The 19,520-nt window shown below is 67.4% G+C and carries 20 protein-coding genes; 14 read left to right on the forward strand and 6 right to left on the reverse strand.

What is annotated here, in order from left to right; all coding sequences use genetic code 11:
* Nucleotides 1-74: 74 nt before the first annotated feature.
* A complete protein-coding gene (locus tag ACOABP_RS23195) occupies nt 75-989 on the reverse strand; it encodes an AraC family transcriptional regulator (protein WP_474227990.1) in 915 nt (304 codons plus the stop codon).
* Nucleotides 990-1,238: 249 nt separating this feature from the next.
* Here ACOABP_RS23195 and ACOABP_RS23200 point away from each other — a divergent pair, with 249 nt between their 5' ends.
* The 5 genes from ACOABP_RS23200 to ACOABP_RS23220 all read left to right on the forward strand — a co-directional run bounded on the left by ACOABP_RS23200 (nt 1,239) and on the right by ACOABP_RS23220 (nt 5,879).
* On the forward strand, nt 1,239-2,609 hold the full coding sequence (locus ACOABP_RS23200; protein WP_474227991.1) for a nucleobase:cation symporter-2 family protein: 1,371 nt from the start codon (nt 1,239-1,241) through the stop codon (nt 2,607-2,609).
* A 3-nt stretch (nt 2,610-2,612) separates the two neighbouring features.
* Nucleotides 2,613-4,013, forward strand: coding sequence for an amidohydrolase family protein (locus ACOABP_RS23205; protein WP_474227992.1), 1,401 nt, complete (start codon nt 2,613-2,615; stop codon nt 4,011-4,013).
* A 128-nt stretch (nt 4,014-4,141) separates the two neighbouring features.
* Nucleotides 4,142-4,363, forward strand: a complete 222-nt coding sequence (locus ACOABP_RS23210; protein WP_474227993.1) for a hypothetical protein — start codon at nt 4,142-4,144, stop codon at nt 4,361-4,363.
* A gap of 129 nt (nt 4,364-4,492) precedes the next feature.
* A complete protein-coding gene (locus ACOABP_RS23215; protein WP_474227994.1) occupies nt 4,493-4,813 on the forward strand; it encodes a hypothetical protein in 321 nt (106 codons plus the stop codon).
* 325 nt (nt 4,814-5,138) lie between these two features.
* On the forward strand, nt 5,139-5,879 hold the full coding sequence (locus ACOABP_RS23220; protein WP_474227995.1) for a helix-turn-helix transcriptional regulator: 741 nt from the start codon (nt 5,139-5,141) through the stop codon (nt 5,877-5,879).
* Between the two features lie 23 nt (nt 5,880-5,902).
* Here ACOABP_RS23220 and ACOABP_RS23225 read toward each other — a convergent pair whose 3' ends face one another.
* The 3 genes from ACOABP_RS23225 to ACOABP_RS23235 are packed head-to-tail and all read right to left on the reverse strand — an operon-like array spanning nt 5,903 to nt 10,641.
* Nucleotides 5,903-7,048, reverse strand: a complete 1,146-nt coding sequence (locus tag ACOABP_RS23225; protein WP_474227996.1) for an acyl-CoA dehydrogenase family protein — start codon at nt 7,046-7,048, stop codon at nt 5,903-5,905.
* Between the two features lie 50 nt (nt 7,049-7,098).
* Nucleotides 7,099-9,252 carry an acetate--CoA ligase family protein gene (locus ACOABP_RS23230; protein ID WP_474227997.1) on the reverse strand — a complete coding sequence of 718 codons (2,154 nt, stop codon included), beginning with the start codon at nt 9,250-9,252 and terminating at the stop codon, nt 7,099-7,101.
* Between the two features lie 33 nt (nt 9,253-9,285).
* Nucleotides 9,286-10,641 carry an MmgE/PrpD family protein gene (locus tag ACOABP_RS23235; RefSeq protein WP_474227998.1) on the reverse strand — a complete coding sequence of 452 codons (1,356 nt, stop codon included), beginning with the start codon at nt 10,639-10,641 and terminating at the stop codon, nt 9,286-9,288.
* Nucleotides 10,642-10,818: 177 nt separating this feature from the next.
* Between ACOABP_RS23235 and ACOABP_RS23240 the strand changes: the two genes are divergently transcribed.
* The 4 genes from ACOABP_RS23240 (at nt 10,819) to ACOABP_RS23255 (ending at nt 14,634) form a co-directional block, all read left to right on the forward strand.
* Nucleotides 10,819-11,730, forward strand: a complete 912-nt coding sequence (locus ACOABP_RS23240) for a LysR family transcriptional regulator (RefSeq protein WP_066740790.1) — start codon at nt 10,819-10,821, stop codon at nt 11,728-11,730.
* Nucleotides 11,731-11,875: 145 nt separating this feature from the next.
* On the forward strand, nt 11,876-12,844 hold the full coding sequence (locus tag ACOABP_RS23245; RefSeq protein ID WP_474227999.1) for a Bug family tripartite tricarboxylate transporter substrate binding protein: 969 nt from the start codon (nt 11,876-11,878) through the stop codon (nt 12,842-12,844).
* A 65-nt stretch (nt 12,845-12,909) separates the two neighbouring features.
* Nucleotides 12,910-13,449, forward strand: a complete 540-nt coding sequence (locus ACOABP_RS23250) for a cysteine hydrolase family protein (RefSeq protein WP_474228000.1) — start codon at nt 12,910-12,912, stop codon at nt 13,447-13,449.
* A gap of 237 nt (nt 13,450-13,686) precedes the next feature.
* On the forward strand, nt 13,687-14,634 hold the full coding sequence (locus ACOABP_RS23255; protein WP_474230509.1) for a Bug family tripartite tricarboxylate transporter substrate binding protein: 948 nt from the start codon (nt 13,687-13,689) through the stop codon (nt 14,632-14,634).
* 87 nt (nt 14,635-14,721) lie between these two features.
* Here ACOABP_RS23255 and ACOABP_RS23260 read toward each other — a convergent pair whose 3' ends face one another.
* On the reverse strand, nt 14,722-15,186 hold the full coding sequence (locus tag ACOABP_RS23260) for a nucleoside deaminase (protein ID WP_474228001.1): 465 nt from the start codon (nt 15,184-15,186) through the stop codon (nt 14,722-14,724).
* 135 nt (nt 15,187-15,321) lie between these two features.
* On the opposite strand from ACOABP_RS23260, the gene ACOABP_RS23265 reads away from it, so the two are divergent.
* From ACOABP_RS23265 to ACOABP_RS23280, 4 genes are all read left to right on the forward strand, one after another.
* Nucleotides 15,322-15,822, forward strand: a complete 501-nt coding sequence (locus ACOABP_RS23265) for a DUF3016 domain-containing protein (protein WP_474228002.1) — start codon at nt 15,322-15,324, stop codon at nt 15,820-15,822.
* Nucleotides 15,823-15,935: 113 nt separating this feature from the next.
* Nucleotides 15,936-16,787 carry a class I SAM-dependent methyltransferase gene (locus tag ACOABP_RS23270; protein WP_474228003.1) on the forward strand — a complete coding sequence of 284 codons (852 nt, stop codon included), beginning with the start codon at nt 15,936-15,938 and terminating at the stop codon, nt 16,785-16,787.
* 66 nt (nt 16,788-16,853) lie between these two features.
* Nucleotides 16,854-17,270, forward strand: coding sequence for a cupin domain-containing protein (locus ACOABP_RS23275; protein WP_474228004.1), 417 nt, complete (start codon nt 16,854-16,856; stop codon nt 17,268-17,270).
* A gap of 9 nt (nt 17,271-17,279) precedes the next feature.
* A complete protein-coding gene (locus tag ACOABP_RS23280; RefSeq protein WP_474228005.1) occupies nt 17,280-17,699 on the forward strand; it encodes a hypothetical protein in 420 nt (139 codons plus the stop codon).
* Nucleotides 17,700-17,737: 38 nt separating this feature from the next.
* Here the strand turns inward: ACOABP_RS23280 and ACOABP_RS23285 are convergent, their stop codons facing one another.
* Nucleotides 17,738-18,505: a sulfite exporter TauE/SafE family protein gene (locus ACOABP_RS23285; protein WP_474228006.1), complete on the reverse strand. Its 768-nt coding sequence runs from the start codon at nt 18,503-18,505 to the stop codon at nt 17,738-17,740.
* 89 nt (nt 18,506-18,594) lie between these two features.
* On the opposite strand from ACOABP_RS23285, the gene ACOABP_RS23290 reads away from it, so the two are divergent.
* Nucleotides 18,595-19,509, forward strand: coding sequence for a LysR substrate-binding domain-containing protein (locus ACOABP_RS23290; RefSeq protein WP_474228007.1), 915 nt, complete (start codon nt 18,595-18,597; stop codon nt 19,507-19,509).
* Nucleotides 19,510-19,520 lie beyond the last annotated feature (11 nt).

A 19,520-nucleotide genomic window follows, 5' to 3' on the forward strand; every position in this document is an offset into this window, starting at 1 on the left:
TGAACGCTCGTGGTTTGCTCCCCTCTCCCGCCTTGCGGGAGAGGGGCCGGGGGAGAGGGCGAGCCGGCCAGCGGCTACCGCGCCCGCAGCGTTGCCGACGGCGGTTCGCCGAACTCCTTGCGATACTCGCGCGCAAACAGGCTCAGGTGGGTAAAGCCGTTGCGCAGCGCAATCTCCGAGACCACGCCCGGTCCCGGGGTGGCGTGCTGAAGCGCCTCGCGGGCGCCGTGCAGGCGCAGCAGCCGCAGGTATTCCATCGGCGTGATGTTCTTGCTCTTGCGAAAGCCAAGTTGCAACGTGCGCTCGCAGACGCCACAGTGCTCGGCCAGCGCGTGCATCGTCACCGGCTTGTCCAGATTCGCGCGCAGATAGCGGATTGCGCAGCGCACGTAAGGCGGCAACGAAGGCAGGTAGCCGCGTGGCAGCAGGCGGCCGTCCGCGCCGAAATGGTCGGCCAGCAGCGTGGTCAGGAACAGTTGCTCGATGGCGCCATCGGCGGCCGGCAAGCCGGGGCCGTCCGCCCGCATCGCCGCCTCGGTGCGCAGCCAGCTCATCATGGCCCGCCAGCGGCCTGACAACTGCGCGTTGGACAATGGCTGCATGGCGAACATCAGCGGCGCGGGCGCGTCGAAGTTGAAGCAATCGCGAAACGCCTCTTCCAGGGCCTGGCGCCGCACGATCACGCTGAAGCGCTCGCAATCGGCATCCAGCAGCAGCCGCACCGGCAGCGACGGCGAGAACACCCAGGTCTCGCCCGGCGCCATCTCGCGCGTCATCCCCTCCCATACCACGCGGCAGCCTCCCGATATCACGGTCTGGACCACGTACTGGTCCTTGCCCGGCTGCGGCTCCACTTCCATCGCCTGGGCGTAGCGCGTGGTCGCCAGCGTCAGGTGGCCGATCTGGCAGCTCTGCAGCTGCACCTGCGGTGCCGCGTCGTCGGTGCGCAGGCGCGTGGGCCCGAAAATGCGCGCAGACAGTGCCTGCACGTGGTCGATTGCACGCGCATGGCTCGCATTGTTCACTCTTGGTGCAGCATGTTGAACCATGGTGCAGAAAAACCTGGGGGGAGCGGGGGTTATCGTCGTCATCGTAGGGAGCCTTGCAGTTTCCGTGCAAGCTGTGGAAAACCCCTGCGCTTTCGCTTCCGTGCGCGCCCGTTCGCAATGTTGCTACGCGCGGCGCTTCGTACCCGCTACCTTGGCTGCGAACCCACACGAAAAGGCAGGAGAGCCGCCATGACCACCCCCGTCCACCCCGTCGACCAGGTGCTGCCCGCGCGGGCCATGGTCTCGCTTGGTTTCCAGCACATGCTGGTCAGCTACCTTGGCGCGATTGCCGTGCCGATGATCGTGGCCGGCGCGCTGAAGATGCCCCCCGCGCAGACCACGCTGCTGATCAGCACGGCGCTGTTCACCTCGGGCATCGCCACATTGTTGCAGACCGTCGGCTTCTGGAAGTTCGGCGTGCGCCTGCCGCTGATGCAGGGTGTGGCGTTCGGTTCGGTGGGCCCGGTGATCGCCATCGGCACCGACCCCACGCTCGGCTTTACCGGCGTCTGCGGCGCCGTGATCGGGGCCGGCGTGGTGACGATGTTCCTGGCCCCGGTGATCGGCCGGCTCAAGCGCTTCTTTCCGCCCGTGGTCAGTGGCTGCATCATCACCTCGGTGGGCCTGTCGCTGTTCCCGGTGGCATACCAGTGGACCGGTGGCGGACACGGCGCCAGGGACTTCGGCTCGCCGTTGTTCTTCATCGTCGCCTTCGGCACCGTGGCGCTGATCCTGTTCATCAACAGCCATGGCGGTCGCCTGGTACGCAGCCTGGCCGTGATGATCGGCCTGTTGCTCGGCGGCGTGGCGGCATGGCTGCTTGGCATGGGCAACTTCGACGAAGTGGCACGCGCCCCGTGGTTCACGATGGTGACGCCGTTCGCGTTCGGCATGCCCACGTTCAATGCGGGCGCCATTGTCACCATGGTGATCGTGATGGTGGTGCAGATGGTGGAATCGATGGGCCTGTTTGTCGCCATCGGCGATATCGTCAAGCGTCCGGTCACCGAGCGCGAAGCCACCTGCGGCCTGCGTGCCAACGGACTTGCCAGCGCCATTGGCGGCTGCTTCGCGGCCTTCCCGTTCATCGCCTTCATGGAAAACGTGGGGCTGGTGATCGTTACCGGCGTGCGTAGTCGCTGGGTGGTGGCCGTCTGCGGCATCATGCTCTGCGTCGTGGCGCTGGTGCCGAAGATCGGCGCACTGTTCTCGTCGATTCCCGCCGCCGCGCTGGGTGGCGCCACCATCGTCATGTTCGGCGTGGTGGTGGCCGCCGGCATCCGCACGCTGGGCCAGGTCGACTATGAGCGCAAGCCGGCCAATCTCAGCGTGGTAGCCATCACGCTGGCCTGCGCGCTGATGCCGGTGATCATGCCGAACCTGCTTGAAAAGCTGCCGGCGGCACTGCAACCGTTCGTCCACAGCAGCGTGATCATCTCCTGCGTGGTCTCCGTCTTCCTGAATTTGATCCTGAACGGCATCCCGGCGCGCGACGAAGAAGAGGCGCACGCCATCGCTGCCGCTCCGGCAACCTCTGCCGCCCCTGTCTCGGAGGCCTGAGCCATGACCCATCCAAGCCAATCCGCCCAGCCCAACCAACCCACCCTGATCCGGGGCGCCGCCGCCATCATGACCGGCCGTGCCGGTGCGGCGGCCCGTGCCGGTGCCGTCGATATCCGCATCCGCGACGGCCGCGTGGCCGAACTGGCAGCCAGCCTGGTGCCGCAGCCTGGCGAGACCGTGATCGACGCCACCGGCTGCGTGGTCTATCCCGGTTGGGTGAACACCCATCATCACCTGTTCCAGAACCTGCTCAAGGCGGTGCCGGCCGGCATGAACGCCGACCTGCAGGACTGGCTCGCCAGCGTGCCTTACCCGCGGCTGGACCGCTTCACGCCGGAAATCTTCCGCACGGCGGTGCGCCTGGGCATGGCCGAACTGCTGCTGTCGGGCACCACCACCTGCGCCGATCACCATTACCTGTATCACCACGGCCACGGCGCGGAGACCGGCGACGTGCTGTTCGATGTAGCGCAGGAATTCGGCATGCGGCTGGTGCTGTGCCGGGGTGGCGCCGTGCAGTCGAAGGCCGATCATCCCGGCATGCGCGCCACGGCGCTGGTACCCGAAACGCTCGACGAGATGCTGGCCGACATCGAGCGGCTCAAGTCGCGCTATCACGACAGCGGCCCCGACGCCCTGCGGCGCGTGGTGGTGGCACCGACCACGCCCACGTTCTCGCTGCCGCCCCCACTGCTGCGCGAGGTGGCCGGCTTTGCGCGCGGCATGCAGCTGCGGCTGCATAGCCACCTGTCCGAGACCGACAACTACGTGCGCTTCTGCGCCGAGAAGTACCGCTGCACGCCGGTGCAGTTCGTGGCGGACCACGACTGGCTTGGCCCCGATGTCTGGTTTGCCCATCTGGTCACCGTCACGCCCGACGAGATCCGCATGCTCGGCCAGACCCGCACCGGCATGGCCCATTGCCCGGTCAGCAACGCGCGGCTGGGCAGCGGCATCGCGCCCGTTCGCGCGATGGCCGACGCGGGCGTGCCGGTGTCGATCGGCGTGGATGGCGTGGCATCGAACGAATCGGGCAGCATGGTCCACGAAGCCAACTTCGCGTGGCTGGTCCACCGGGCGCTGGGCGGTGCGGCGCAGACCCGGGTCGAGGAAGTGATCCACTGGGGCACGGCGGGCGGCGCACAGGTGCTGGGTCTGCCCGGTGTCGGGACGCTGGCGCCAGGCCAGTCCGCAGACCTGGCGATCTACGATGTCGGCGGCCTGCGCTTTGCGGGCTTCCATGACATCGCCACCGCCCCCGTGGCGGCCGGCGAGCCGACGCCCGTGCGCGACGTGTTCGTGCGCGGGCGGCATGTGGTCGAAGGCGGGGCGATTGTCGGGCTCGATATCGCCCAGCTGCGCAGGGATGCGCAGGCAGCGCTGACGACGCTGCTGCCCTGACGTTGTAGATTTGCGAACCCTCGCCTGCGGCGCGCGCCATCGGCGCCGCAGGCGTGGCCCGGACCTTGCGCCGCTCTTCTTTATCCCCCCTCTTAATTTCTCATTAAGACTCGATAAAGGAGCGCACCATGGCAGCCCGGGAAGATGCATCAACACGTAACAGCGAGATCGAACAGGACGAGCCCGATCATTACGTCGAGACCATGGAAGTCAAGGTTTCGGGCGAGGGCAACGGCCTGGTGGACGACGAGATCTCCGGTCACGCCCTGCAGCCGGACCACCCCTCGCCGGGCAAGACTGCCAACGAGCGCAGGGCCGGCGAAGGCGACGAAGACGCGACCAGCCAGTAAACGCCAGGGCCAGGCCGGCAGACATTCGATACAACAGCTTACAAAGACACCTGCGACAGGGTCAACGGACCGTACTGCGCGCCGTTAGTATCGGCATCCACGCAGCAACCCGAGCAAAAGGTGCTCTCCATGTCCAGGTTCCTCATCGCTAGTCTGATCGGTCTTTCCGCCCTCACGGCCTCTGCCGCCGCCGAGGCGCATGTCAACTTCGACATCGGCATCGGTGTGCCGGCCTACGTGGCCCCGCCGCCAGCGCCGGTCTATTACCAGCCCGCCCCCGTCTACATGGCGCCGCGCCCGGTGGTCGTCGAGCCGCGTCCGGTTGTGGTAGCCCCGGGCTATTACGAGGGCTATCGCGACCAGCGGTGGCGCGAGCATGAATGGCACCGCGAGCAACGCTGGCGCGAACACGAATGGCGCCGCGAGCATCGCTGGCGCGAGGACGACTGACCTCGCCGCCACCCAGGTGCCCGGCTTCGTTTTCGCGGAGCACGGGCGCCTCCCCTCTTCCAGCCAGACCACGATCGGCACGCCATCGGCCATTCCAGTCATTCCAGTCATTGCACTCGCGGCTGTGCAGAATTCACATTCCGTAAAGGTTGGATCGGCAAAAAGGTAAAAGCGCGGCTGCAACGCGGCCCCCCATGTTACGTAACGCGTAACGGTGCCGTACCGGAAATTCACAACATAACGCGGCCTCCAGCGCGTTCGTATGGCTGGAACGGAACTTGCGCCGTAGTTGCTTCCAAACCTAGAACAAAAGGGGAGCGACACCATGAGGGCTGCCGTTGTGGAATCCCGGCCGCTGATCGGCTTTGGCATTCAACAGGTGCTGTACCGCATTCAGGACATTGACGATTCCTGTCTGGTGTCGCCCGGGCCCGCGCGAGGCCTCACGCTCGATGGCATCGATCTGCTGATCGTCGGAGACCTATTGCAGGGTTATGACGATGCCATGCTGCAACTGCTTGGGACTGCTGCGAATGTACGCGGCGTGCTGTACCTGAGCGCCGGCGGCACCGTGCAATGGATGCCGCCACGCGAGATCGCGCCGCTGCTGTCGTGGCTGCCCGAAAACGCCACACTCGAAGCCATCGAAGGCACGCTGCGCAAGATGATCGGCGCGATGCGCCGCGGCTGCTGCACTGGCGCGCCTTACGAGGATACGCGGCCGGGCGATCGGCAGGCCGCGCGTGCGGCAGCTTCCGGCGCCGCCATCGTGCTGCCCATGCCGATCCCGCCGCGTCTGTTCGGCGCAAGCCAGCTGGAATCCGTGTCAGAGGCGCAGCTGCTGAGCCTGACGCAGCGGCAGTACGACGTGCTGGTGCTGCTGTCCAAGGGCATGTCGATCAAGCTGATCAGCCGCCGCCTGCATATCTCCGTGCCGACCGTAAAGAGCCACACACTGCAGATCTACCGCCGGCTCGCGGCCAGCAACAAGACCGAGGCGGTCTTCGTGGCGCGCGAGCGCGGCGCGTTGCTGGCGTCGATCTCGGCGGCGGCCGAAGCCGCCTGAGTGCGTCTGCCCCTCGGTCCGGATCAGGGCCGCTGGGAGAAGGTGCGTTCGAATACCGATTCGGCAATGCGGTTCTTGAGGATCTCGATCGAGCCGCCGGCGATCATCCAGCCACGGCAGCGCCGCTGGCAGTATTCGACCAGTTCTTCCTGGCTGTAGCCCATGCCGCCCATCACCTGCAGCGCCTCGTTGGCGATATCGAAGCCGGCCTGGTTGCAGAATGCCTTGGCGATGGCCGTTTCCTCCGCCGATGGCAGGCCGCTGTCGGCGTTGCTGGCGGCACGGTACAGCAGCAACTGGCCGGCATCGAGCTTCATCTTCATTTCGGCGAACTTCCACTGCAGCCCCTGGAACTCGCACAGCAGACGGCCGAACTGCTTGCGCTGCAGCGCCCATTGGCGCGCCACTTCGTACGCGTAGCGGCCCAGCGCCAGCGAGCGCGCCGTATTGCCCATGCGTTCCACGTTGAAGCCGGCGATCTGTTTCTTGAATCCGCCTTCGCCCAGCAGCACGTCCCCGGGTGCCACATAGACGTCCTCGAAGTAGATCTGCGCCCATTCCTCGCCAGACATGAAGCGCGATTTCTGGCCGATACGCACGCCCGGCGCCTTGGTATCGATCAGCACAGACCCAATGCCGCCCACGCCGGGGCCGAAGCGCACATAGGCCAGGATCACGTCGGCATGAGGGCCATGCGTGGTGAAGATCTTGGTGCCGTTGATACGGAAACCTTCGCCATCGGGCGTGGCGCTGGTCTTCAGTTCGGTCACGGCCGAGCCGGCTTCGGGCTCGGTCATGCCCACCGAGATCAGCGTCTCGCCGCGCAGCAGCGGAGCCAGCCAGCGCGCCTTCTGCTCCGCCGAACCGTACTCGGCCAGCACGCGGATCGCGCCGAAGTTGCCGGCCTGCACCACGTCCGCGCTGCGCGGGCAGTGGGCGGCCACGGCCTGGATGGCGATCACGGCGTCCATCAGCGAGCCGCCCTGGCCACCGTCGGCCTCGGCAATCGTGATACCGAGCAGGCCCTGCCCGGCCATCTTCCTTGCCACATCCCACGGATAGGCGTCGGTGTGGGCGCGCTCGCGGGCGCCCGGGCGCAGTTCCTTTTCCGCGAAGCGGCTGACGGCGTCCTGGAATTCCTGCTGTTCGGGGGTGAGCTTGAAATGCATGATGTCTCCGGAATCTTTTCGGGTATCGGGTATCTGGTTCGGTATGGAGGTCAGTGCTGCGCGTCGGCCAGCCGCAGCACGCAGTCGACACCGACCACGCCGTTGGCGCGCACGAACAACGGATTGATCTCGGCCTCGGCCACGGTCGGGCCCTGCACGGCGGCCAGCTGCGAGAAACGCACGATGGCATCGGCCAGCGCATCGACATCGCCACGCGGCAGGCCACGGAATCCGCGTACCAGCCGGGTTGAGCGCACCTCGTCGATCATCTGCCGGGCTTCGTCCAGACTGACCGGCGCCGGGCGCAGGCTCACGTCGCGATGCAGTTCGGCGGTGATGCCACCTGCGCTGAGCATGACAATCGGGCCCACCAGCGGGTCCTGGCGATAGCCCAGCATCAGCTCCAGCAGGCGATCCTCCATGCGCTGCACCAGGATGCCGTCGATGCGCGCATCGGGCACCGCCTGTCGTGCGTTCGCCAGCAACCGTTCAGCGGCCGCCGCCAGTTCGGCGTTATCGCGCACGCCCACCTGCACGCCGCCGATTTCGGTCTTGTGCAGGATGTCGCGCGAGCAGATCTTGGCGACCACGGGGTAAGGCACCGCGTGGCCCAACGATGCGGGGCTGACCAGCGCAGCCGGGGCAATCGGCACGCCCAGTGCCTCGAACACGGTGCCGGCTTCGCGCTCGGTCAGGTCGCCCTGCGCGGGCAGGTCTTCGGGCCACGACAGTGGCGGCACGCCAGCGCCGCCATCACCCTGGCCGTCATCGGCCGCCTGGGCGCCCCTCGCAGCGCGGAACAGGCCGGACAACGCATCGGCACAGCTCTCAGGCGTACGGAAAGCCGGCACGCCCGCCGACTGCAGCACCTGCAGCGACTGCGTGGCTTCGGGCGCCAGGAATGCCAGCAGCGGCTTGCCGCCAATGGCCGACGCCTCGACGATGGGCTTCACGGCCAGTTGCGGATGGAATTGCGCCGACGACCCCGCCACGCACAGCACGGCGTCGCACCAGTCGCTCTGCAGCATCTGCTCCACGAGGTCGCGATACTGCGCGCTGGTGGCTGCAAGCGTCAGGTCGATGATCGGCGTCTGGCGGATCTTGACCCCGCGCGCCGCCATATGCGCGACGAATGCGTCGGGAGGCGGCACCGCATCGACGCCGGCCAGGCCGAGCCGGTCCACCACGGTGGCGGCGCCACCGCCGGTGGTGGTCACCACGGCCACGCGCGGCGCCCGATCCAGCGCCGGCACCGTGCGCGCATGGCGGCTGGCCAGCGGCGCGGCTTCGAACAGCGTTTCCAGCATCTCCACGCGCATGGCGCCGTGCTTGCGCAGGAAGGCATCGACGGCCGCGTCGTTGCCGGCCAGCGCGCCCGTGTGCGACTGGGCCAGTGCCTCGCCCTGGGCCGAACGGCCGAGCTTGTAAACCAGTACCGGTTTGCCCGCGGCACGCGCACGCCGCAGCGCTGGGCCCAGCACGGCGGCATCGCGGATGGTTTCCAGGAACAGCAGGATCACTTCGGTGGCGTCATCGTCCACCAGCAGGTCCACCAGTTCGCCCACGCCAACATCCGCCTCGTTGCCGACCGACACCAGCTTGGCAAAGCCCATGCCCCGCGCCGCGCCGCGCGACAGCAGGGCGCCGAGCATCGAGCCGCTCTGCGATACCACGCTTACCGAGCCGGGCCGCAGTTCATCCATCTCCAGCACCGCATTGACCGACAGGATGGCGCCGCTATGCACATCGACCACGCCGATGCTGTTCGGCCCCAGCAGCCGCACGCCAAGCTGCCTGGCCTGGTCGGCCAGCGCCTGCTGGGCCGCCATGCCGGCTTCGCCCAGTTCGGCGAATCCGTCGGAAAAGACCGTCACCACGCGCGCGCCGCGCGCGGCGCTCTGCGCCAGCGCCTCGGCCACATGGGCGCCGGGCACCATCACGAACGCGTGGTCGATCGCCTCGGGCAAGGCCTCGACGCTCGGATACGCGGGCAGGCCCATGACTTCGCTGCGCCCCGCGTTGACCGGCAGGATGCGGCCCTGGTATCCGTGCTTGCGCATGAAGCGCAGCGGGCGGGCGGTGTTCTTCTTCTCGTCAGCCGATGCGCCCACCAGCGCCACTGCGCCGGGCGTGAACAGCGCTCGGGCCAGCGCCTTGCCGGTGGCGCCCACGCCTGCGGCGATTTCCTTGTCGACTCTCGTCATGAATGCAGTGTTCCTGTGAATGATCGGAAGGGCTCAGCGCGCATGCAGCGCGCCAAGGCCAAGCTGGCGCACCGGACGCGCATCGAGTTGCCAGAGCGCGTCGAGCAGGCTGGCCGCCTTGTCCTGGCCCAGCACCGGGCCACCCAGTTCCATGAACTTGTCGGCCAGCATCGCGTCGTCGAGCGGCGCCTCGGGATCGCCCACCCGGTACGGCTGGAAGTGCGCGTGGCGCGTGCCGTCCGTCATCTCGATCTCGACCCGCGCGGCGCGCTGGCGCGGGAACGCGGCGGTCAGTTCGGCGTCGGCAGTCAGCGTGATGCGTGTCATCAGCGCGCGAATCGCGGTATCGCCAAGGCGCTCGGGCTCGAAGGCGTCGAGCCGCACCGCGCCGTGCAGGATGCCGTGTGCCACCACGTAAGGCAGGCTGAAGCGCGCCTCGAACGGTGTGGTCGGGTTGAAGTTGCCGGTAACGTCCAGCGCCACCTGGTAGGCGTTCACGCGCACTGCGGCAATGCGCGAAGGGTCGAGCGCATGCTCGCGCACCAGCCGCATGGCGGCGTCGATGGCGGCGAACGTGTGGCCGCAGCAGCCATGATTTTTCTGCGTAATGCGCGTGACGTTGTAGTCGGTGCCCAGGCCGGCGGTGGCAATGGCCCAGTTCGGGCTGCCGCACAATGCCGCGCCGAAGCCGGCGTCGCCTTCAAGGATGTCGCGCACACCGGTCACGCCGTGCGCGGCACCCTGTGCAGCCAGCACGCCGGTCTGCGCCGCGTGCCCCGCATGCAGCGCCTTGGTCATCGCGTCCGAACGGAACGCCTGCTGCAGCCCCGACGCGAACGTGGTGGCGGTTGCCATGGCGTGGGCCGCCACGTTGGCATTGCCCGGCGCCAGCAGCACTGCGCCGGCCGCGGCTGCTCCAATGCAGCCGACGGTGCCGGTGGTATGGAAGAAGCGGTAGTGCGCGGGCTGGATCGCGGCGCCGATGCGCGTGGATACCTCGTAGCCGGCCACCACGGCGCGCAGCAGGTCGGTACCGCTGGCATTGCGGTCTTCGGCCAGCGCCAGCGCGGCGGCAATGGTCGGGCAGCCCGGATGGTAGACGGCATCGCGGAAGATATCGTCAAACTCGGCCGCGTGCGACGCGCTGCCGTTGATCCACGCGGCCAGCGCCGGGAATGCGGTGGTGCCGTGGCCCAGCACGGTGCTGTGGCCAACGCCAAGCTCCTCGCGATGGGCGGCCACCAGCTGGCGGCCCGGCGCCATGGGCACGCCGGCCAGCAGCGCGGCAAACCAGTCGATCACCACGCGCCGGGCGTGGTGCTGTACGTCGTCGGGCAGGGGCGCATGGGCCTGGTTGCCGACATAGGCGGCAAATTGGTCGATCAGCATGCCGGTTGTCTCCTCTGGAATGACTCCCATGGTAAGAACCGGCGGCTGTCCAGCTTTGACATTTGGTGAAAGCTCCCAAGCCGGCACGCGTATCCCGGCGTTTGCGGGCTGGTGCATACTCTGCGCACGCCATCGTCGGCCCAGCCTTTCCATTTGGAGCACGCTCAACCCATGGACATGGACATTCCTTCGCTTGCCATCCTGATCGCCGCCGTGGAAGAGAAGAGCCTGTCACGTGCGGCCGAGCGCGAAAACCTGGTGACATCGGCGGCCAGCAAGCGGATTGCCGAGCTGGAACGGCGCGCGGGCACGGCCCTGCTGCGTCGCCACGGACGTGGCGTGGAGCCGACACCGGCCGGCGCCATGCTCTACCAGCGCGCCAAGGCCATCGTGCGCAGCGTGCAACTGGCGCAGGACGCGCTGGCGGCCTATTCGCTGGACGGCATTGCCAAGATCCGCCTGGCGTCGAACCGTTCGACAATCCTGCAGTTCCTGCCGGCCGATATCAGCGGCTTCCAGAAGCATGACCCCGAAGCGCGTATCGACCTGGTGGAAGCATTCAGCTTCGACATTCCGCGCATGGTGTCCAACGGCGACGCCGATATCGGCATCTATCACGCGCGCAGCCCCAGCCCCGGCGTGCATTCGCTGCCATACCGCAAGGACCGCGTGGGGCTGGTGGTACCGCGCGGGCATCCGCTGGAAGCCAAGGGCGCGCTGCATCTGGAAGAGGCGCTCGACTACGACTTCCTGGGCTACTTTCCGCGCCATACGTTCGATGCGTTCCTGACGCTGGCGTCGGGCACGCTGTCGCGGCCGCTGACCGTCAAGACCCAGGTGTCCAACTTCGAGGCCCGCTGCCGCATGGTGCGCGAGGGTCTGGGGCTGGCCGTGGTGCCCGAGGGCATCGCGCGCAACTACCTGCAGATGATGGGCCTGTCGATGCTGACGCTCAAGGACGCCTGGGCCGAGCGGGAGTTCTACGTCTGCGTGCGCGACCGCGACAGCCTGCCGTCCGGCGTGGGCCGGCTGCTCGAATACCTGAGTCGCTGCGCCGCGATGGAGCAGCATTTCCTCAAGCCGCGCTGACGCCCTGCTGCCGCCCCGGTGCCGCCTCACCGAGAACGCAGCGTTTCTGTTTCGTCAAAGCTCCGTGCGGGCATCTTTCTAAGATGCTCTACAGGGCAGCCCTTTCACCGGGGCGCCCCACGACAAGAATCACACGGAGACAGCAATGAAAGACTTCCTGCGGCGCTCGGCCGCCGGCGTGCTGCTTTTTTGCGCCGCAACAGCCCACGCCCAGCAACCCTATCCGTCCAAGGCGATCCGCGTGGTCGTGGCGTTCACCGCCGGCGGCACCACCGACATCCTGGCCCGCGAAGTGGCCCAGCAGATGAGCAAGGCCCTGGGCCAGAGCGTGGTGGTGGAGAATCGTCCCGGCGCGGGCGGCAATATCGGCACCGACTACGTGGGCCGCAGCGATGCCGATGGCTACACGCTGCTGGCAACCTCGGTGGGCCCCGTCGCCATCAATCCCACGCTGTACAGCCGGCTCAAGGTGAATCCGCAAACCGACCTGCAGCCCGTGGCACCGATTGCCGATGTGCCCAACGTCATGGTGGTCAGCCCGAACGTGCCGGCCAGGACAGTGCAGGAATTCATCGCCTATGCGCGCGCGCATCCGAACCAGCTCAACTTCAGTTCCACGGGCGTCGGCACGGCCGCCCACCTGTCGGGCGTGCTGTTCAACGAGCGTACCGGCGCCAAGACCACCCACGTACCGTACAAGGGCGCCGATGCGCTGAACGACCTGCTGGCCGGCCGCGTGCAGTTCATGTTTGCCACGGTGCCTTCGGTCATCTCGCATATCCGGGGCGGCCAGCTGCGTGCGCTGGCGGTGACGTCGCGCAAGCGGTCGGCGGCGTTGCCCGATGTGCCGACCATGGCCGAGGCCGGCGTGCAGAACCTGGTCACCGGGGCCTGGTTCGGCCTGTTTGCGCCGAAGAACACGCCGCCCGAGATCGTCGCCAAGCTGAACAAGGTGGTGACCGATGCACTGGCCCAGCCCGACATGCGCAACAAGCTCGCGCAGCAAGGGGCAGAGGCGATGAACCTGGCGCCGGACGCGTTCGGCAAGTTCGTGGTGGCCGAGTACCAGGCCTGGAAGCCCGTGGTGGTCAGTTCCGGAGCCCGCATCGACTGATGCATCGATCGGCCATTCCAGTGCTGTGTCATGATGGCGGCCATCTCTACTCCGATGCCTCCATCATGACCACCGCCCTGATCGTCATCGATGTCCAGCAGGGACTTTGCGAAGGTGACGAAGCCTGCGTCGACGCGCAGGCCACGATCGAACGGATCAACCGCGTATCCGCCGCCGCGCGTGCGGCCGGCGCGCCGGTGATCTTCGTGCAGCACGAATCGAAATCCGACTATCTGCGGTTCGGCTCCGACCGCTGGCAGCTTGCCAGTGGCCTGGATGCGCGCGATGCCGACCCGCGCGTGCGCAAGACCACGCCCGATTCGTTCCACCGCACCGACCTGGCCGACGTGCTGCAGGCGCGCGGCGTGTCGGCACTGGTGATCTGCGGCATGCAGACCGACTTCTGCGTGGATACGACCACCCGCCGTGCGCTGGCGCTGGGCTATCCGGTGACGCTGGTGGCCGACGGCCACACCACCGTCGACAACGGCGCCCTGTCGGCCGCGCAGATCGTCCGGCATCACAACCTGACGCTTGCCAATATCGAAAGCTTCGGACCGCGCGTCACGCCCGTGGCCGCCGCCGAGGTTTCCTTCGCGGCGTAACGCACCCCGGACTGCCCTGCAGCACGCCAGATCCGGCATCGGTGCGGCTATCGCACATTGCATCGCAAACCCGGGGCTGACCCTGACTTCGGCTGGCGACTTCCTCACCGATAATCCGCGAAGCCGGGCTCTGCCCGGCCATAGAGCCCCGGGGCGCGCTGCCACCGGGTGCGGAAGAACATCAGTGAAGGAGATGTAGTGCGTATCAAGCGTCAAGCCGCACGCGTGGCGTGCGGGATGGCCGTTGCCATCGCCACCATTTTCACCGCGCACGGCGCCCTGGCCGCCGATGCCTGGCCGACCAAGCCGATCAAGGTCATCGTGCCCTACACGCCGGGCGGGTCCACCGACACCGTGTCGCGCGTGGTCTTCGAAAAGGTCTCGCAGAGCCTGGGCCAGCCCATCATCATCGAGAACAAGCCCGGCGCCAACAGCACGCTGGGCGTGGGCGTGGCCGCGCGCTCGGCGCCCGACGGCTACACATTCGTGTCGGTACTGGCCGCGTACAGTGCCAACATGTCGCTGTATTCCAGGCTCAGCTACAAGCCGTCGGACCTGACCCCGGTGGCGGAAATGGCCGAACTGCCGCTGTTCCTGTTCGCCAGCAAGAAGGTGCCGGTCAAGACCGTGGCCGAACTGGTGGACTATGGCAAGAAGCACCCCGACACGCTGACGTTTGGCTCCAGCGGCGTCGGCAGTTCGGCGCACCTGACCGGCGAACGGCTGGCGATGGAATCGAAGGTCAAGATGACGCACGTGCCGTACAACGGCAGCGCGCCGATCCTGCCGGCGCTGGTGTCCGGCGAAGTATCGGTGGCCTTCGACCCGCTGCTGGTGCCGATGCCCCACGTGAAGTCGGGCAAGATCAACGCGCTGGCCGTGGCATCGGCCAAGCGCTGGCCTGGCGAGCCGAATATCCCGACGATGGAGGAGTCCGGCTTTCCGGGCTTCGTGATGAGTTCGTGGACGGGCCTGCTGGCTCCGGCCGGCACGCCGCAGCCGGTGGTCGATCGCATGGCGAAGGAAATCGCCGCCGCCACGCGCAGCGCCGATGTGGCCAAAAAGCTCACGGAACTCGGGTTCATCCCCGTGGGTGGCAAGCCGGACGAGTTCCGCAAGCTGATCGAGCGCGATACCACGCGCTACGCGCAGATCGTGAAGGCGGGCAAGATCACGCTGGACTGATCGCTGCTGATCGCTGCTGATCGCTGCGGTCTCCCGTGGCGATACCTCTCCCGCAACGCGGGAGAGGATCTTCAGGCGACAGGGCGCCTAGCCCTGCTGCCGCCTCCATTCCTCATACAGATCCGCCTCGCCCTCCAGCCGCACAGGCAGGTACTGGATCTTCATCGACTGTTCGGCGAACGGCTTGGCCAGATCCGCGTAGATGGCCGCCGTCGACAGGCCGAACGGCTCGCCATCGTCGTTCGAATAGGCGTACGCGACTTCGGTCACACCCGCCAGTCGCATCGCCGCCATGCACATCGGGCACGGGTGGCCGCTGGCATACACGGCGCAACCGGCCAGGCTTGGCGTACCCAGCTTGTGGCTGGCGGCCCGGATCGCATTCAACTCGGCGTGCGACGTGGGATCGTTGGTCTTGTGGATCTCGTTGACGGCAGTCATCAGGACTTCGCCGTCACGGACGATCACCGCCCCGAACGGGCGGCCGCCCGCCTGCATGTTGGCTTGCGCCAGCCGGATGGCTTCGCGCAGGTACTGTTGTGCATTCGACATGTCAGATCTCCGGAAAACGCAGCGGCCGATGATAACCGCTAGCCGGCTGTACTAAGCTCATAGGGGGCGCACTTCACCGGCTGGAAGCGGCGCCCGACACCTGTCCCAGCCGTGGTCGTCGGGAGCGGGGGTGCCATGTCTCGCTTTTCTGCCTATGCGGTGGTCATGCTTGCCACGCTGGGCTCGGCCCTGGCGGCCGAACCCCAGCCGGGCGCGCTGACCATCACCTTCATCCATCCGGAGACCTACCAGGACGCGTCGAAGTCCTACGGGTACGGCAGCGATCCGCAGGTGCTCGATGCGATCCGCCAGCACCTGCAGAAGCTGGCCGCCCGCGAACTGCCTGCCGGGTACTCGCTGTCGATCGAGATCCTGGACATCGACCTGGCCGGGTACGTGGACTGGCGCTACCAGGGCAATGTACGCGTGATCCGCGATGCCACCTGGCCCCGCATGACGCTGCGCTACGCGCTCATGCATGACGGCGAGATCATCGCCAGCAACCAGGAGCGCATCAACAACATGAACTTCAACTGGGGCGTCAACCTGTACGGCTACAGCGATCCGCTGCGCTACGAGAAGGCGATGCTGGACGACTGGTTCGAACGCGCCATCACGCGGCATCTGCACGGCTGATTACAAACCTGGCGGGGCAGCCTCGCGCAACACGGCCGCGTTCACCGCCGATCTCGGGTCGAGTTGGGCTGGCACCGTGTACATTGCCTTCCTGGACAACCCGCGAGAGCACGATGAACGCCAATCCGCAGAGCAACAGCGATCAGAGCACCCTCTGGAACGGCACGGGCGGCCGGGCCTGGGTCGTGAACCAGACCCTGCTGGACCGCATGTTCCAGCCATTCGAACCGATCCTGCTGGATGCGCTGCAGACCGGCGCCGGGCATCCCCGCGTGCTCGATGTGGGTTGCGGCACCGGCGCCACCACGCTGGCGATGGCGCAGCGCCTGGGCAGCCGGGGGGAATGTGTCGGCGTCGACATTTCGGCCCCGATGCTGGACATGGCCCGCGAACGCGCCGCCCGGCTTGGCGTGGCGGCTCGCTTTGTCCAGGCCGATGTGCAAACCCACGCGTTCGCCCCTGCCTGTTTCGACCACTTCACATCGCGCTTCGGCGTGATGTTCTTCGACGATCCCGTGGCGGGCTTCGCCAATCTGCGCCACGCCGCACGGCCGGGTGCCACGATGCGCGTCATCGCCTGGCGCAGCCAGGCCGAGAATGCGTTCATGACCACCGGCGAACGCGCGGCTGCTCCGCTGCTGCCCGACCTGCCCGTGCGCCAGCCCGGCGCACCGGGGCAATTCGCCTTTGCCGACCGGCAGCGCGTGGAGACGATACTGGCGCAGGCCGGATGGTCAGGCATCGACATTCGCCCCATCGACGTGCCGTGCCAGCTGTCCGAAGCCGACCTGCTCGACTACATCGGCTGGCTCGGTTCGGTGGGCCAGCGCCTGCTGACGGCTGACGAGGCCACGCGCGCCAGGGTCGTCCAGACCGTGCGCGCCGCCTTCGCGCCGTTCGTCCACGGCGACACGGTGCGCTACACAGCCGCGTGCTGGCAGATCGACGCGCGCGCCGGAGACTGATGTTGCGGCGCCCGCCGACGCGACTAGACTGGGTACATCATTGCGCGCACGACGGGGGAACAAGCCATGGCCGCATCGACGGAACACCCGGTCAGTCATTCGACGCTGGCATTTGGACGCATCTATGCCGATGAAACGGGTGAATCACACTTTGGCGCGCTGGATTTCAACATGTCCGAGCGTAACTTCGCCCCGCCGGCGCCACCCTTCTGGGTGTCGCGCATGGACGAGGCCGTAAGGCAGGGCTTCCTGGTAGTGCCCACCGGCTGGGTGGGCGACCTGCACCCAGCGCCGGTGCGCATGTGGATCTTCCTGCTCGACGGCGAAATGGAGTTCGAGGTGTCCGACGGCGAACGCCGCGCGCTGGTGCCGGGCGGTACGCTGCTGCTCGACGATACGCGCGGCAAGGGGCATCGCAGCCGGGTGATTGGCGGCAATATCGCCACGCTCGCCATGGTGGAAATGCCGGTACTCGGCTGCTAGGCGCACCGGATGCCGTCCGACACCGGCCCCGCCCCCCGGCCAGGCAGCGCCGCGCCGCTGGCATCGCCCCCGCAGCCACAGCCGCCGTTACCGCCACCCGCTCCACCGCCACCCACCGTGCCGTCGGGCTTCCGGCAGGGCATCATCACGGCCATTACGGTGCTGCTGGGGTTTTCGCTGGCATTCTGGCGGTTCTGGGGATTCGAAAGCCCGGGGTACTGGAGCCGCGCCTCGCTGGCGGCGGCAGCCTGCCTGATCCTGGCCGTGGCGCTGCAGATCCTTGCGTTATTCCGCGCGCTGCGCGTGGAAGACGACAGCATCCCCGAATACCGCAAGACCGTGCGCTGGTTCATTGCCTCGGCCATTGCCCTGCTGGCCGGCCTGACCCTTGCGATGATGGACGCCGCACTGATGGAGCAGGTGGACTGAGGGACACTGCGGCCACCGCTGCCTTTGTGCTGCAGCGCCTACCGGTGCATCAGCGCCGGCGCATAGGTCTTCACGAAGAATGCCAGCGTGATGCACGACGTTGCCAGCAGCGTGCCGGCCCGCACCACGCGCGGCGGCGTCATGCGGCCCAGCAACGCGCCCCCGTATCCACCCAGGATGGCGCCGATCAGCATGGCGACGGTTTCCGGCCAGCGCACTGCGTTTGCCAGGATAAACGCAATCACGGCCACGGCATTGGCCGCGCTGACCATCAGTGTGCGTGGCGCGTTCAGGTTCTTGAGGTCGCGGCTGTCCAGCAGGCCCCACATGGCGATCATCATGATGCCGACCGCCCCGCCGAAATAGCCCCCGTAGACGCCCAGCCCGAATTGCACCGCCAGCACGGCGTGCGCATGGATGCGGCAGCGGGCACGTAGCGCCTCGCCCAGTTGCCGGCCAAACGCCAGCGCGACGCAGGCGATCAGCAGCAGCCACGGCAGCACGAACGTGAACGCCGCCGACGATGTGCGCAACAGCAGCATCGCCCCGACAAACCCGCCGCACAGCGTAGCCGCCAGCAGGGTGCGCAGCGATACCGCGCCCACCGGCCCCAGACCGTCGCGATAGGCCCACGCACTTGCCAGGCCGCCCGGGAACAGCGCGACCGTACTCGATGTGTTCGCCTGAACCGGTGGCACACCGGCGGCAATCATGGCGGGCAGGCTGACAAACGAGCCGCCGCCCGCCAGCGCATTCATCGCGCCAGCAACAAATCCTGCGCCGAAAACCAGAAGAATTGGGTCCATGGAGCGAATGCTAGCCATCGGTCCGGATGCCCGCAATCTGGCTTTTCCGGTGCTAGACTTCGGCAAAACCGAAAGCAGGGGAGGATGGCGTGCGTTTCGACCTGACCGATATGCGGCTGTTCCTGAGCGTGGTGGAATGCGGCAGCCTGACCCAGGGTGCCCGGTCGATGCATCTGGCCCTGGCGTCGGTCAGCGAACGCATTGCCGGCATGGAAGCCACGCTGGGCGCACCGTTGCTGGAGCGCAACCGGCGCGGCGTGCGGCCCACGGCCGCCGGCGAAGCGCTGGTACGGCATGCGCGGTCGATCCTGGGCCAGGTCGAACAGATGCGCGGCGAATTGCGCAGCTATGCAACGGGCCTCAAGGGCCGCATCCGCCTGCTGTCGAACACCGCCGCGCTGGCGTCGTTCCTGCCACCGCATCTGCGCCGCTTCCTGGCGGCGCATCCCGACCTGTCCATCGACCTTGGCGAACGCCCGAGCCCGGAGATTGTCCAGGCGCTGGTCGAGGGCCGCGCGGAACTGGGCATCGTGGCCGACTTCACCGATTTCGCGAACCTGCAGACCCACCGCATCGCCGAAGACCAGCTCGTGGTGGTAGCCAGCCGCCAGCACCGGATCGCGGCGCAGCCGGCCGTGGCCTTCGCAGACATCGTCGGCGAGCCAATCGTGGGCATGGCGGATACGGCGCTGGAGACGCACCTAGCAGAACGCGCGTCGCGCCTGGGACACCAGCTGCACTATCGCGTCCAGCTGCGCAACGTGGAGCACGTGGCGATGCTGGTCGATGCGGGTATCGGCATCTCGATCGTGTCCGGTGCCCTGGCAAGGTCGATGCCACGCGGCCTGGCGATCCTGCCGCTGTCGGAACCCTGGGCCACGCGCAGGCTGTTCCTGTGCACGCGCGATTTCGGCGCACTGACGCCGCATGCGGGCCTGCTGGCACGGCAGCTGATCGAAAGCGGCGAGCCCGGCGCCTCAAGTCCGCCGGCCGGAAAGCCGTAAAATCCTGCGAC

This window comes from Cupriavidus sp. HE11 (genome assembly GCF_056097175.1).

Coding starts and splice junctions, on each gene's coding strand:
- ACOABP_RS23200 (WP_474227991.1), top strand. CDS start 1,239: ATGACCACCCCCGTCCACCCCGTCGACCAGGTGCTGCCCGCGCGGGCC.
- ACOABP_RS23205 (WP_474227992.1), top strand. CDS start 2,613: ATGACCCATCCAAGCCAATCCGCCCAGCCCAACCAACCCACCCTGATC.
- ACOABP_RS23210 (WP_474227993.1), top strand. CDS start 4,142: ATGGCAGCCCGGGAAGATGCATCAACACGTAACAGCGAGATCGAACAG.
- ACOABP_RS23215 (WP_474227994.1), top strand. CDS start 4,493: ATGTCCAGGTTCCTCATCGCTAGTCTGATCGGTCTTTCCGCCCTCACG.
- ACOABP_RS23220 (WP_474227995.1), top strand. CDS start 5,139: ATGAGGGCTGCCGTTGTGGAATCCCGGCCGCTGATCGGCTTTGGCATT.
- ACOABP_RS23225 (WP_474227996.1), bottom strand. CDS start 7,048: ATGCATTTCAAGCTCACCCCCGAACAGCAGGAATTCCAGGACGCCGTC.
- ACOABP_RS23230 (WP_474227997.1), bottom strand. CDS start 9,252: ATGACGAGAGTCGACAAGGAAATCGCCGCAGGCGTGGGCGCCACCGGC.
- ACOABP_RS23235 (WP_474227998.1), bottom strand. CDS start 10,641: ATGCTGATCGACCAATTTGCCGCCTATGTCGGCAACCAGGCCCATGCG.
- ACOABP_RS23240 (WP_066740790.1), top strand. CDS start 10,819: ATGGACATTCCTTCGCTTGCCATCCTGATCGCCGCCGTGGAAGAGAAG.
- ACOABP_RS23245 (WP_474227999.1), top strand. CDS start 11,876: ATGAAAGACTTCCTGCGGCGCTCGGCCGCCGGCGTGCTGCTTTTTTGC.
- ACOABP_RS23250 (WP_474228000.1), top strand. CDS start 12,910: ATGACCACCGCCCTGATCGTCATCGATGTCCAGCAGGGACTTTGCGAA.
- ACOABP_RS23255 (WP_474230509.1), top strand. CDS start 13,687: ATGGCCGTTGCCATCGCCACCATTTTCACCGCGCACGGCGCCCTGGCC.
- ACOABP_RS23260 (WP_474228001.1), bottom strand. CDS start 15,186: ATGTCGAATGCACAACAGTACCTGCGCGAAGCCATCCGGCTGGCGCAA.
- ACOABP_RS23265 (WP_474228002.1), top strand. CDS start 15,322: ATGTCTCGCTTTTCTGCCTATGCGGTGGTCATGCTTGCCACGCTGGGC.
- ACOABP_RS23270 (WP_474228003.1), top strand. CDS start 15,936: ATGAACGCCAATCCGCAGAGCAACAGCGATCAGAGCACCCTCTGGAAC.
- ACOABP_RS23275 (WP_474228004.1), top strand. CDS start 16,854: ATGGCCGCATCGACGGAACACCCGGTCAGTCATTCGACGCTGGCATTT.
- ACOABP_RS23280 (WP_474228005.1), top strand. CDS start 17,280: ATGCCGTCCGACACCGGCCCCGCCCCCCGGCCAGGCAGCGCCGCGCCG.
- ACOABP_RS23285 (WP_474228006.1), bottom strand. CDS start 18,505: ATGGACCCAATTCTTCTGGTTTTCGGCGCAGGATTTGTTGCTGGCGCG.